This is a genomic window from Shinella sedimenti (assembly GCF_022601905.1).
Taxonomy (GTDB): domain Bacteria; phylum Pseudomonadota; class Alphaproteobacteria; order Rhizobiales; family Rhizobiaceae; genus Shinella; species Shinella sedimenti.
Map to the genome: position 1 here is coordinate 239,015 of NZ_JAKVIN010000005.1, position 12,659 is coordinate 251,673.

Consider the following 12,659-nt stretch of genomic DNA (forward strand, 5'->3'; position numbering starts at 1 on the left):
TTCCGCCGATGAAGCCTCACGCGGAAAATCCGTCCATCGTCAAAATCGTCGATCCGGTGGTCGCTCTGCCTTCGAGGGCGCGATGCGCCCGCGCCGCCTCGCGCAGGGGTATGCTCGACGCCGCACCCGCGCGCAGGCTGCCATCCGCAAGACGCGCAAAGAGTTCTGCGCTGCGCTGACGACGCTCTTGCGCGCCCGTCAGATAATCGAACACGACCGGCCGGATGACCGATTTGGAGCCTGCGGCAAGGTCAGAAATTTTGAACCCCTCGATAGGTCCGGACGCCTGGCCGAAATTTACGAAACGGCCGTGCGGGCGCAGGCTATTCAGCGAACCGCGCCAGGTATCCTTGCCGACGGCATCGAAAACCGTGTCGCACAGCGCTCCGTCCGTAAGTTCCGCCACGCGTGCTGCGAAATCCTCGCCGCGGTACTCGATCACAGCGTCATAGCCATGAGCACGGGCCAGCTCGGCCTTTTCCGGCGAACCCGCAGTTCCGATCGCGCGCGCCCCCAGCGCCAAAATCCACTGACCAAGCAGCAGTCCCACGCCACCGGCGGCGGCATGAACCAGAACCGTCTGCCCCGCCTTGACGGGTGCTACGGTTGAAACCAACGCCTGCGCTGTCAGCCCTTTCAGCAGCACGGACGCCGCCAGAGCCGTATCGATGCCGTCGGGAAGCAAGAATAGCCTTTCGGCGGGCATGACGCGCATTTCCCGGTAGGCGCCGGTGCGTTCCAGATAGGCGACACGCTGGCCGACCGAAAAATCCTCGACGCCCGGCCCGATCGCTACGATGGTGCCTGCTGCTTCCGCACCCGGGACGAGCATCTCGCCCGGCCAGGGGTAAAGCCCCGAGCGGTAGTAGGTATCAATGAAGTTAAGCCCTGCCGCTTCCTGACGGATCAGAACCTCACCCGGGCCTGGCGTATCAACGGCGAGCTCCACCCATTCCAGAACCTCCGGGCCACCGGGCTTGCGTGCAACAACCGCACCAGCGTTCATCGGCGCCATGTCTCAGCTTTCGACCAGGAATTGCGGATCGATCGGAAGCTGCATGGCATTCAACAGGGCATTGGTCTGCGAGGCCATTCCGATGACGGCCAGCAGTTCTTCGTGCTGCGCCTCGGTCATGCCTTTTGCCTTCGCGGCCGCCGTGTGTGAATGGACGCAATAGCTGCAGCCGTTGGCGGCCGACACCGCGATGTAAAGCATTTCTTTGACCAGCGGATCGAGCGCGCCCGGCTTGACCATGACATCCTTCAGGCCCGCCCAAATGCGTTCCAGTGTATCGGGTTGGTTGGCCAGTCCACGCCAGACATTGTTGACGAAGTCGGATTTACGAGTGGCCCTGATATCGTCGAAAACCGCCTTAACGCGCGGGTTCGCTTCAACTTCGGCGTCGGTCCACAGACGAACTGTGCTCATTGAAAAACTCCTCTCAAGGCCTCAGCCATGCGCCCAATCCCAGTAGAGCTGCCGCGCCCTGCGTGCGAATGGGCCGTATTCAAAGGTACGGTCGTCGAAACCGAGCACAGGCATGACCTTGGAAATGTTGCCGGTGCTGAATATCTCGTCCGCCGCCCGGAAATCACCGACCGTCAGCGTCTTCTCGTAGACTTGCACGCCGTCCTGGCGCAGCAGTTCGATGACACGCTGCCGGGTGATCCCGTCAAGGAATGTGCCGTTCGGGACGGGTGTGAACACAGCGCCGTTTTTGGCGAAGAAGACATTCGATGTCGCCAGTTCCGCGACATTACCGAGCGTGTCGCAAACAAGCGCATTGCCGAAGCCCTTGGCGCGTGCCTCCGCCAGCATGCGGGCATTGTTGGGGTAAAGGCAGGCGGCTTTGGCATTGACCGGCATCGTTTCCAACGTTGGTCGGCGAAAGCGGGTCGTGGTAATCGTGAAGCCGCCGGGTACGGCCATGGGCCGCTCTTCCAGGCACAAGGCAAATGCGGTCGATTCCGGATCGGGCGCAACGACGCTCGCATCGCTTTCCTCCGCCCAGTACATCGGGCGGATGTAGATGGCAGCATCGGGCGCGAAATGCTTGAGCCCCTCTTCGACCAGTTCCATGATGCGTGCGGCGGTTAGTGTTGGCGCGAGGCCAAGCGCGCGGGCGGATTCGTTCACCCGCTCGGCATGAAGGTCGAGATCGGGAACGACGCCCTCAAAACGGCGGGCACCATCGAACACCAGCGAGCCCAGCCAGGTTGCATGCGACCCGGCGCCGAGAATGCGAATATCGCCTTCGTGCCACCGGTTATCGTACCACGTCCAGACGGAAGGAGCTTGCGACATCGGAAACCTCGATTTTATACGGTCCTTTACCTACACACACCTTGCCTCATGCGTCCAATGCAAATATTCCACTTCAATGCATGCACAAATGGCATGGATATAAAGGGGACGAACGGTGGATGAGCGGCTCTTGAAGAGTTTTGTGACGACCGCACAGCTCGGCAGCGTCACCTCAGCGGCGGAACGGCTGAACCTCACCCAGCCGGCTTTGTCGCGACAGATCCAGAGGCTTGAGCAGGAGTTGGGCTTGACGCTGTTTCAGCGCAGCGGCCGAAATCTACGGCTGTCCGTGCATGGCGACCGACTCCTCGGCGACGCGCAGGCCGTTCTGGCAGCAAGCAAGCGCCTGCACGACGCTGTTTCGGAAATGCGCGAGGGAGAATACGGCATCCTGCGGATCGGCGCCTGCTCGCAGATGATCGAGCGGCATATGAGCGAAGTGCTGCCGGCCTGGAAGCAGGACAACCCCAATATCGACATCAGGCTGGAGGAAGGCGGCGGTGCCGAGCTTGCCCGCCGTCTCGATGAAAACGAATTGCACCTGGCGATCAATGCCCGCCACTTTGCGCGGCCGGACCGCTTCAGCCGCGTTGACCTTGGCGCGATGCGCGTGCGCGCCTTTTGCATCCCCTCGGCCTTCACCGCGGAGCCGGATACGATCACGCTCGCACAGCTCTGCTCCAAGCCGCTTCTTCTTCTGAATCGCCGGCATTTCACGCGCGAACTCTTCGAAACGGCCTGCCAGGCGGAGAGCTGCCTCGCGCAGCCGGCGCTCGAATCGGGATCGCCGCATACCCTGCTGGCTATTGCCCGAAGCAGCGGCGGCGTCGCCATCGTACCGCATATGGGCACGGGCGCAGTCGAAGGCCTGGTCGCCCACGATATTCTGCACCGCGGCAAGCCACTCGATTTCGAAATGTCGGCGATCTGGCCCTCCTCGGTTCCCCTGCCCGGCTACGGCCACCGGTTCATCGCCCACATCCGCGATCGCCTCCTGCCCGCACCAGCAACCGTGGTCAGCGCGCAGTAAGGTTCCGAATGCGGGCAGCGGCAATCCGCTTCGCCAAAATTTTATAGCGATAACAGTCAGATATATTCATTTTCCTCGATTACGAGCATCGCGCAAACATCTGCCTCAGCGACGACAGCACCGTCGACTTCGGCTTCGCAATGAAACTTCCAGACATTGTGCCTCCGGTGGCGCTTGCAGACATGAATTTCAAGCCGGTCACCGGGTTCGACGGGTTTTCTAAAACGGGCTTTATCGATCGTCATGAGATAAACGAGATGGCCGACGCCTACCTGTTTGCGGGCGCATATGGCCCCTGCCGTCTGGCACATCGCTTCAACGATCAGAACGCCCGGCATGACCGGGCGCTCGGGAAAATGACCCGCGAAATGCGGCTCGTTTGCCGTGACGTTCTTGATGCCGATAGCTGAATTGTCGGCATCGATGTCGATAATCCTGTCGATGAGCAGAAAGGGATAACGATGCGGCAAAAGCTTCATCAAATCATGGATGCCGACTACACCAAGGGTCGTGCTCATTTCTTGGGACATGACCGCCTCGCCCAACAGTTTGCGCCTCATCGCCGCGCCCTCGTGATGAACCGGCAAATGGCGTCTGAGCGGGGCTCCATCCATCGCCAGATCAGCACCATGGCGAACATGGTGAAAAGCCAGCCAAGCATGATGTCGGACAAGAAATGCGCGCCGAACAGAACGCGGTTGAATGCGATCATCAATAGGAACGGCACCATTGCCAGAGCCGCGATCCCTCTCAGCCTTGCCGGGACGAAAACCAGAAGGGAAAGGGCTGCCGCGGCCGCAGACGACTCGCCAGACGGGAAGGAACAACTGCGGCTGCACGCGGCGGAAAATTGCCAGACCGGCGTAAAGTCGGCGCTTCCGCCGAACTCGTACAGGTCGCGAGGGCGCACGCGTCCAATCAGGAATTTCAGGACATGGACAACGATGAATGGCCCAACCGCAAAGCTCAGAAGCACGAACAGCGGCTTGTGGGGCTGGCCGAATTCGTAGCGTTTCGGCCCGAACGCTTGCAGGCCAATCAATAGCAGCATCGCGCCGATGAGGTAGGCCTGACCGTCCCGGCCGATCCGCCGCACGGCCTGAAGGAACGGCTGCTCTGGCAGAACGAAGACCTGGTCCCGGGCGAACCACTGTGACACAGCAAGATCAACCATGGGAAAGATCATGAAGAAAAAGCTGACGCAGATGATCGACGTCCCCAGAACGGTCAGCGCTTTGTCGGCGGTGGACGGCTGTTGGACGGAAAATGGACGCAGGTCGCTTGATACAGCTTTTTGCATGTCGATCTTTCAACAAGGCGACAGCCGCGACCCGCAAATCTCTTTCGATTGCCGTGTCGCCGGATGCGCGATTTTGATGGATAGAGCGGCCGCAAGCGACTGGAAGGACGCCGCGCGCTCTGGAACGACGGCAACTTGGAGCGCGATTATCAAGAAACGGCCAAGAGAGGATCAAGGGCCCGTCCGGAATCGGTTATCCGTCCGCCGAGAGGGCGTTTGGAATTGCGCAAGCCGATCATCTCGCCGATAGTCGTTGCGCGGCAAAGTCGCGAGTAAAGACAAGGCAGCAAGGCATCACAGTGGATAATAATCTTGTTCTCATCGTTGAGGATGAGCCGGCGATTGCAAGAATTCTCGAAGGGTATCTCTTGCGTGATGGCTTCAGGACCGTGCAGGCCGCCGATGGCGAAACTGCCCTTCAGCACCATGCGCTCCTGAAGCCGGACATCGTGCTTCTGGATGTTCGCATCCCGAAATTGGACGGACTTGGCGTGCTCGCCCGCCTTCGGCAAACCAGTTCGACGCCTGTCATCATGGTGACGGCGCTTGCCGATGACCTAGACCGCTTGAGCGGCCTGCATCTCGGTGCAGACGACTATGTCGTTAAGCCCTTCAACCCGCAGGAAGTCGTCGCGCGGGTGAAAGCCGTGCTGCGCCGGACGCTTGGTGAGCGACGGGATTCCGTCCGCCGGTTCCGCGAAATAGAAGTCGATTTTTCCAGCTACTCCGTTGTCGTCAACCGCGACGGGAAGCGCATCCCGATGTCCCTGACGCTCAGCGAGTTCCGCATCCTTGCCCATATGATCCGCCACCCGAACCAGGCCTTTGCGCGCGCCGATATCCTTGATGCCTGCCTGCCGGAAAGCGATGCGCTCGTGCGTACCGTGGACACCCACATTTCCAACCTTCGACGCAAGCTTGAAGAGCTGGGTCAGACCGGTTTCTTCCCTGCCGTGCGTGGCGTCGGCTACCGGTTCTTTGATCCCCAATGAAGATGCCCAGATTCCCGACCCTGTCGCTTGCCACGCTCACCGCGACCGTGATTACGACGATGCTCGTGCTCAGCGTGAGCATCGCCTATTTGGGGGTGACCTGGTATTCGACCTATCTCGAGGACAGCATGGCCGACGCGCTGCCACCCGAGGCTGCGAACGCCTACAAGATGGTCAATGAAGGCCGGGTTCCAGACAGCAACGCGCTCAAGACCCTGCTTGAGCATCTTAACGAGCAGGCAGCACCGACAGATTTCAAGATCCAGCTCGCTGTCCTGATCTGCGGCCTGCTTTCCGCTCTCGTCTGCGCCGTTATCGGCATCTATCTTGCGCGACGTATCGCCCGGCCTCTGGAGGATCTCACTGTCGCTGCGACATCCCTCACGTCGGGCGATTTTTCGGCCCGGGTTGCCGCTTCATCCAGCAGCACGCGCGAGGTGGCAAGCCTTGTAGAGACCTTCAACGCTCTCGCCACAAGCCTCGACAGGATGGAGGAGCGACTGCGCTTCAACAACATGGCCATTGCGCACGAGCTGCGTACGCCGCTGACGATACTGCAGGGTGCGTTGCAGGGCATGGTAGACGGCGTCTTCCCGATGGACCGAAAGATCATTTCCGATCTTCTACTCCAGGTCGAAGGTCTGGGGAAGATCGTCGAGGACTTGCGCACTCTTTCCTTAGCGATCGGCCAGAAGCTCGTGATGCAGCGGCAACCAATCGATGTGGCAGAGGTCGTGGAAACCGTCCTTGCGGCAGCAAAACCTATGCTGGATGCGAGCCAGATGGAAATCGAAACCGGGCTTCAGCCTGCCTGCATATCCGCGGACCCCTCGCGAATCCGCCAGGCCGTGCTGGCGGTTCTGGAAAATGCCAGCCGCTATGCGCAAAGCGGTGGATGGCTGCGGTGTGAAACAGAACGGTTGTCGGACGAAAGCGTGATCATTCGTATTCTCGACCGAGGTCCAGGCTTTCCTGAAGACATGGATGCAATTGCCGTCAATCCTTTCTGGCGGGGCGACGCGTCACGCTCGCGCGCCACAGGCGGAACGGGGCTGGGGCTCTCGGTGGTTCAGGCCATTGCGACCGCGCATGGCGGCCATCTGGAATTTACCAACCGGCAGGGCGGTGGCGCGCTGGTCGCCATCCATTTGCGCCCCGAATAGAAATGCAGCGGGCCTGCGCTGAATGTAGGAGCAGATCGGCAAGGCCCTCGACGCAATCCGCGTTGCCCCCTCAGCAGAACAGCTCGCCAACCCGATTGAACTGCGATTTGCTTGCGTTTCTCCGGTCGCTTCTATCGATCTGCGAATAGGGAACGACGAAGCCATAGGTATCATCCGGCTCACCGCAGCGTTCGCACCAGAAGCCGTCGATATTTGACAGCAACATAGACTGCCGCCGGGAGCGCCGATAAAGGATCGGGTGCTTGGCCTGCGATATGGCCCGGAAATGCCGTGCATTTCCTTCTGCGGCCAGTCCCTGCAACACCATGAGGACAGCCTCCTTCGGCCGAAGGCCGGATAGATCGCGGGTGGTCTCGACCATCAGCCGCTTGGCGTTGCGCGGGCCTTGCAGGCTTCCCACCACAAACGTGTACCCTTGCCCTGCGCTGTCACGCACGAATGTGAACCGGACAGTGCACAGTGCCGCGTTGTCTCGGGTCCGCACAAGCTCGATCCCGAAGGCGCCCTCATGGCGTCCGCCGCAGCGGTCGGCCAGAACGAGACGGCACGAATAGGTGTCGTTGCGCCCATGTACCTCTCCCATGTCGATGGTTTCGCCGCTCCAGAGCCGTATCATGCTGTCCCTAGACAGGATTGTCTCGGCAATCGTGAAATGATCGATGAGCAGCCTCAGCCGTTGCGAACCGCTCAGGCCGTAGACGAGGAATTTGGACAGCGGTTTCTGCAGAAGATCGTCGTGCGGGAGAGGATAGCCGCGTGACGCGGCAAAGGCTGCCATCCATCGCCACCATGCCAGGGTAAGCGGCGGATTGGCTGCAAAGCGCATCCAGAGCAGAACACTGCGTTTCCACCGCATTCTCGAAACGGCGGTCAGGATGCGCCAGGCCATGGCATGGGGCGGGTTCGCCACCCGCTCTCGATGAGGCGACATGCCCTCAAATGGCAGGGCGCTCAGCTTTTTCTGGTGCATGATCAATGTCCGTCGTTGATGTTCCGCGAACATCTGCGTCGACATTGTCAAGGTTGTGCGAAGAAAGGGTCTGCCTTTCATGGACGACCGGATGGCTGATATCGAATGCAGGTGCATCCTGCCGGCACTCGCACCGAAGCACGCAAGTACGGCTTGCCATGGAGTGGCCGCCGGCGCGCTCGCTTACCCGAACTGGCCACTCTCGATGAGCGACTTGATCAGCATGCGCATCGCGTTGGTCAAATGGCGCTCGCTTCTCGTGATCACCTGCGTTTGCGACGTGACTTTCGAGGCATAGTCGAGTGGCAGCGGCACGAGCTCGTCATCAAGCTCGCGCTGCGGTGATGGGCGAAACGGCATCAGGAAAACCCCTTCACCGAGCAGCACGAACTTGCGCACGATGGCGTAGGAATTTGCCGTCAGCGACGGACGCAGTACCACATTCTCCGACCGCGCAATGAGATCCGTGACCTGCCGTCCGCCGAACTCCGGATGCAGCATCCCGATGGGATAATCGACCACATCCGTCAGCTTGGGATCACGCCCGAGCCGCGTCAGCGGATGGTCCTGATGAACGACGACACAAATCGGTACGTCGGACCGGGCGTGGAACTTCAGATCCCGGTCATTCGGCGCAAAATAGGTGACACCGATATCGGCCTCATCCTCGAGAATGGCCCGAACCGTCTCATCCGTGGGGTGGATACGTATGTCGAGGTCGATGCCGGGATACTGCGTCTGAAACGCGCGCAGCGGCCCGTTCACCACCCATTCGCCGAAGCCCTCCCCCATCGAGAGGCGGATGAGGCCCCGCTTGATGTTACGAAACTCGTCGAGGCGGGCGCGCAGCTGTATGTCGGCCGATCGTTGCGTCCGGTAATACTCGCACAGCGCGCTGCCGGTCTCCGTCACTTTGACCTTGCGGCCACGTTTTTCCAGGAGCGTAAGTTGAAGTTCCCCTTCCAGGATGGCGATCTGCCGGCTGATCGACGATGGATTGACCTTCAGTTCTTCAGCCGCCTGACGGATGCCACCGCAAGCATCGGTGTAGAACAGATAGCGCAGGCGGGTGGGGTCAAGCATCGTTTCTCCGGGTCGACTGTTGCGCAATTGTTGCTTTTTGCGCAACATGCAATATGCCTCTCGGCAATTGTTCGCAACAGAATTTCCTTTTATGGCTGGCGGCGAATGCGATGAAGGTGACGTCGCGTCGATCACGACCATTAGCGATTGGGAGATAGCTTTGCGTATCAGAAGAATTTTGACAGCGGCGGCGCTGGCACTTGCAACGTCGGTTTCGGCTCTTGGTGGTACGGTAAGCGCAGCTCAGGCCGAGACGTTCCGCTTTGCTTCTCAGGGCGACCTCAAGTCGCTCGATCCGCATGCGCTCGCCGAGACCTTCTCGCTGGCCATGATCGGCGGCATCTACGAAGGCCTGGTGGCGCGTGACGAAAATCTCAAGCTCGTGCCGGCGCTCGCCGAAAGCTGGGATGTTTCCGAGGATGCCCGCACATGGACCTTCCATCTGCGCAAAGGCGTAAAGTTCCAGGGCGGCCAGGATTTCACCGCCGACGACGTCATCTTCTCAGCCGATCGCGTCCGCTCGGCTGGCTCCGATCTCAAGACCCGCGTTCCGGCCAATGCGGTGTTCAAGAAGATCGACGACTATACCGTGGAGGTAACAACGCCGGAGCCCTCTCCACTGCTGCATGCAGTGTGGGATACGTGGTACATCGTCTCCAAGTCCTGGGCCGAGGAACATGCTGCGACTGAAGTCGCCAGCGCCTCGTCTGCTCCGTCCTATATCTCGCTCAATGCAAACGGCACGGGACCTTTCAAGCTCCAGCAGCATCAGCCGGGCGTTCGCACAACTTGGGTTCCGAACCCGGAATGGTGGGGCACGCCGAAGCACAATCTCGATGAAGTGGTGTTGACGCCGATCGCATCGGGCGCGACGCGCGTCGCGGCGCTGCTTTCGGGTGAAGTCGACATGATCGACCCGGCGCCATTGCAGGACGTCGACCGCATCAATGCGAGCGGCAACGCGTCGGTTCTGCAGGGAGCGGAAGTCCGCACGATCTATTTCGGTTTCGACCAGCGTCGTGATGAGCTGCTGTTCTCCTCGGTGAAGGGCAAGAACCCCTTCAAGGATGGCCGTGTACGCCGTGCGGTCTATCAGGCCATCGATATCGAGGCGATCCACAAGCGCATCATGCGCGGCGCGTCGGTGCCGACGGCGCTCATCGTCGCCAAGGAACTGTTCCCGCTGGCCGACAAGTTCGAACGCCCTGCCTATGACCCGGATGCCGCCCGCGCGCTGCTGGCCGAGGCGGGCTACGGCGACGGCTTCGAAGTCACGCTGGATTGCCCGAACGATCGCTACGTCAACGACGAGCGCATCTGCCAGTCGGTCGTTCCCATGCTGGCGCGCATCGGCATCAAGGTGAACCTGAACGCTGAGCCGAAGGCAACCTATTTCGGCCGCATCTTCGCCAGCGGCGGCTACCGCACCTCGTTCTACCTGCTCGGCTGGCAGACAAACGGCTCCGGCAGCCTCGGCGTTCTTCAGGACCTCTACCGTTGCCGCGACGATGCCGGCAATGGCGGCGGCTCGAATGTCGGCGGCTACTGCAACGAAGAGGTCGATGCGCTGATCACCAAGATCGGGCACGAGCCCGACGAGGCGAAGCGCAACGAACTCATTCGCCAGGCCTACGACATCGCCCAGAACAAGGAGACGGCGTATTTGCCGCTGCACCAGCAGTCGCTGGCGTGGGGCGTCTCGAACAAGGTCAAGGTCGTGCAGCGCGCCGACAACGACTTCCGCTTCTACTGGGTCACGAAGGGCGAGTGATGTGCCTTTCGCCGGCGGTCTTTCGATCGCCGGCCGATCCCGACCAGGCGCCTGACGCAGTCCTGCGCGCCGCATGACAGGATGAACCGAATGATTGCCCTTGTCATCCGACGGCTTTTGCAATCGCTTGCCGTGATGCTGGTTGTCTCGCTGCTAGCCTTCGTGATGTTTCGCTATGCCGGCGATCCCGTCAACCAGATGGTCGGCGCGGAAACCACATCAGCGGAGCGGCAGGCCGTCCGTGAAAGCCTCGGCCTCGATCAGCCGACCCTCGTGCAGTTCGCCCGCTATGTCGGCCGCGTTGTCACGCTGGATTTTGGCGTTTCCTACCAGTTCCGCCAGCCCGTGACGAAACTTCTCGCCGAGCGGCTTTCAGCGACGCTGGAGCTATCCTTCGTCGCCGCGTTGATCTCGCTTTTCGCCGGCATCGTGCTTGGTGTCTACAGCGCGCTCAATCCGCGCGGCCGAATTTCCTCCCTGTTGCAGAGCGTGTCGCTGGTCGGCGTGAGCCTGCCGACATTCCTGATCGGCATCCTGCTGATCTACATCTTTTCCGTCTCACTCGGCTGGCTGCCCGCCTTCGGCCGCAACGGTCTCATCCCCGTGACGGAAAACTGGTCGACCGGCCTCCTGACTATCGAAGGCTGGAAGTCGCTGCTTCTGCCTGCGATCACGCTCGGGCTCTTCCAGATGACGCTGATCATGCGCCTCGTGCGGTCCGAAATGCTGGAAGTGCTGCGTACCGATTTCATCAAGTTCGGCGTCGCCCGCGGCCTGCCGCGTGCACGGCTCTACTTCCGTCACGCCCTCAAGAACACGCTGGTGCCCGTCATCACCGTGGTCGGCCTTCAGATTGGCTCGATCATCGCGTTTTCGATCATCACCGAGACCGTGTTCCAGTGGCCGGGCATGGGGCTCCTGTTCCTGCAGGCTGTGCAGAATGTCGATATTCCGATCATCTCCACCTACCTGTTGTTGATCGCGCTGCTGTTCGTCACGGTCAATCTCATCGTCGACCTGATCTACAATCTCATCGATCCGCGCCTCAAGGACGCTGCAAGCTAATGGCAGAGGCCTCTTCCGATACCACAAAGCCGGTCGAACCGAGCCTGCGCGAGCGGATCGCCGACAACGACATCTTCATCGACTTCAAGCGCAACCGGTTGGTTATGTTCGCCACAGCGCTGCTGGTCCTCATCCTGGGTGCGTCCCTGCTGGCTCCCTGGATCGCACCGACGGACCCGTTCGACCCGCTGTCGCTCGACATTATGAACTCGAACCTGCCGCCGGTCTGGCAGGCCGATGGCCAATGGCCTTTCCTGCTAGGAACCGACGATCAGGGGCGCGACATGCTGTCGGCGGTGCTCTACGGCCTTCGCGTCTCGATCATCATCAGCGCGCTCGGCGTGTTTCTTGCCGCTGCCATCGGCATCTGTCTCGGCGTGCTTGCCGGCTACTTCGGTGGGTTCCTCGATGCGTTCATCATGCGCGTGGCCGATATCCAGCTCACCTTCCCCGCCATCCTGATCGCACTTCTGATCGATGGTCTTCTGCATGGCATGCTGCCGTCGCTATCGCGCGAAAGCAGCGCGTCCTGGGTGATCATCATTTCGATCGGTCTGTCCTTCTGGGTTCAGTATGCCCGTACCATCCGATCCTCCACCATGGTGGAGCGAAAGAAGGACTACGTGAACGCCGCCCGTCTCTTCGGTCTGCCGCCCGTCGCCATCATGGCGCGCCACATTCTGCCGAATGTGATGGGGCCGGTCCTCGTGATCCTCACCATCAATTTCGGGCTGGCAATCATCACGGAGGCGACACTGTCTTATCTAGGCGTCGGCCTGCCACCGATGCAGCCTTCGCTTGGCACGCTCATCCGGATCGGCCAGGAGTTCCTGTTCTCCGGCGAATGGTGGATCGTCGCCTTCCCCGGCATCGCGCTGGCGGCACTGGTCCTGACCATCAATCTCCTGGGCGATTGGCTGCGCGACGCGCTCAATCCCCGGCTGCGGTAAGGAGGAGAA

The 12,659-nt window shown here is 60.7% G+C and carries 13 protein-coding genes; 6 read left to right on the forward strand and 7 right to left on the reverse strand.

Features of this window, described 5'->3' with window-relative positions:
• Positions 1-16: 16 nt before the first annotated feature.
• From MKI86_RS13395 to MKI86_RS13405, 3 genes are read right to left on the reverse strand one after another with little or no spacing between them, the layout of a single operon-like run.
• Positions 17-1,006, reverse strand: a complete 990-nt coding sequence (locus MKI86_RS13395; RefSeq protein ID WP_241601581.1) for a quinone oxidoreductase family protein — start codon at positions 1,004-1,006, stop codon at positions 17-19.
• A 12-nt stretch (positions 1,007-1,018) separates the two neighbouring features.
• A complete protein-coding gene (locus tag MKI86_RS13400) occupies positions 1,019-1,429 on the reverse strand; it encodes a carboxymuconolactone decarboxylase family protein (RefSeq protein WP_241601409.1) in 411 nt (136 codons plus the stop codon).
• A gap of 21 nt (positions 1,430-1,450) precedes the next feature.
• Entirely contained in the window at positions 1,451-2,305 is an 855-nt protein-coding gene (locus MKI86_RS13405; RefSeq protein WP_241601410.1) for a branched-chain amino acid aminotransferase, read from the reverse strand.
• A 115-nt stretch (positions 2,306-2,420) separates the two neighbouring features.
• Between MKI86_RS13405 and MKI86_RS13410 the strand changes: the two genes are divergently transcribed.
• On the forward strand, positions 2,421-3,335 hold the full coding sequence (locus tag MKI86_RS13410; RefSeq protein WP_256465733.1) for a LysR family transcriptional regulator: 915 nt from the start codon (positions 2,421-2,423) through the stop codon (positions 3,333-3,335).
• A gap of 56 nt (positions 3,336-3,391) precedes the next feature.
• On the opposite strand, the gene fabZ is transcribed toward MKI86_RS13410, so the two are convergent.
• Entirely contained in the window at positions 3,392-3,865 is a 474-nt protein-coding gene (gene fabZ, locus MKI86_RS13415) for a 3-hydroxyacyl-ACP dehydratase FabZ (RefSeq protein ID WP_241601412.1), read from the reverse strand.
• 26 nt (positions 3,866-3,891) lie between these two features.
• Positions 3,892-4,635, reverse strand: a complete 744-nt coding sequence (locus MKI86_RS13420; RefSeq protein WP_241601413.1) for a phosphatase PAP2 family protein — start codon at positions 4,633-4,635, stop codon at positions 3,892-3,894.
• Positions 4,636-4,934: 299 nt separating this feature from the next.
• Between MKI86_RS13420 and MKI86_RS13425 the strand changes: the two genes are divergently transcribed.
• Together MKI86_RS13425 and MKI86_RS13430 are read left to right on the forward strand one after the other, a co-directional pair.
• On the forward strand, positions 4,935-5,627 hold the full coding sequence (locus MKI86_RS13425) for a response regulator (RefSeq protein WP_241601414.1): 693 nt from the start codon (positions 4,935-4,937) through the stop codon (positions 5,625-5,627).
• A complete protein-coding gene (locus MKI86_RS13430; protein WP_241601415.1) occupies positions 5,624-6,790 on the forward strand; it encodes an ATP-binding protein in 1,167 nt (388 codons plus the stop codon). Before MKI86_RS13425 ends, MKI86_RS13430 begins: the two co-directional genes overlap by 4 nt.
• A 70-nt stretch (positions 6,791-6,860) precedes the next feature.
• On the opposite strand, the gene MKI86_RS13435 is transcribed toward MKI86_RS13430, so the two are convergent.
• Positions 6,861-7,898: a DUF535 family protein gene (locus MKI86_RS13435; RefSeq protein ID WP_241601416.1), complete on the reverse strand. Its 1,038-nt coding sequence runs from the start codon at positions 7,896-7,898 to the stop codon at positions 6,861-6,863.
• Between the two features lie 66 nt (positions 7,899-7,964).
• Complete coding sequence (locus MKI86_RS13440; protein ID WP_241601417.1) at positions 7,965-8,864, reverse strand: LysR family transcriptional regulator; 900 nt, start codon at positions 8,862-8,864, stop codon at positions 7,965-7,967.
• Positions 8,865-9,024: 160 nt separating this feature from the next.
• On the opposite strand from MKI86_RS13440, the gene MKI86_RS13445 reads away from it, so the two are divergent.
• From MKI86_RS13445 to MKI86_RS13455, 3 genes are all read left to right on the forward strand, one after another.
• On the forward strand, positions 9,025-10,635 hold the full coding sequence (locus MKI86_RS13445; protein ID WP_370879970.1) for an ABC transporter substrate-binding protein: 1,611 nt from the start codon (positions 9,025-9,027) through the stop codon (positions 10,633-10,635).
• Between the two features lie 90 nt (positions 10,636-10,725).
• Complete coding sequence (locus MKI86_RS13450) at positions 10,726-11,700, forward strand: ABC transporter permease (RefSeq protein WP_241601418.1); 975 nt, start codon at positions 10,726-10,728, stop codon at positions 11,698-11,700.
• Complete coding sequence (locus MKI86_RS13455; protein WP_241601419.1) at positions 11,700-12,650, forward strand: ABC transporter permease; 951 nt, start codon at positions 11,700-11,702, stop codon at positions 12,648-12,650. The genes MKI86_RS13450 and MKI86_RS13455 overlap by 1 nt, the downstream gene beginning before the upstream one ends.
• Positions 12,651-12,659 lie beyond the last annotated feature (9 nt).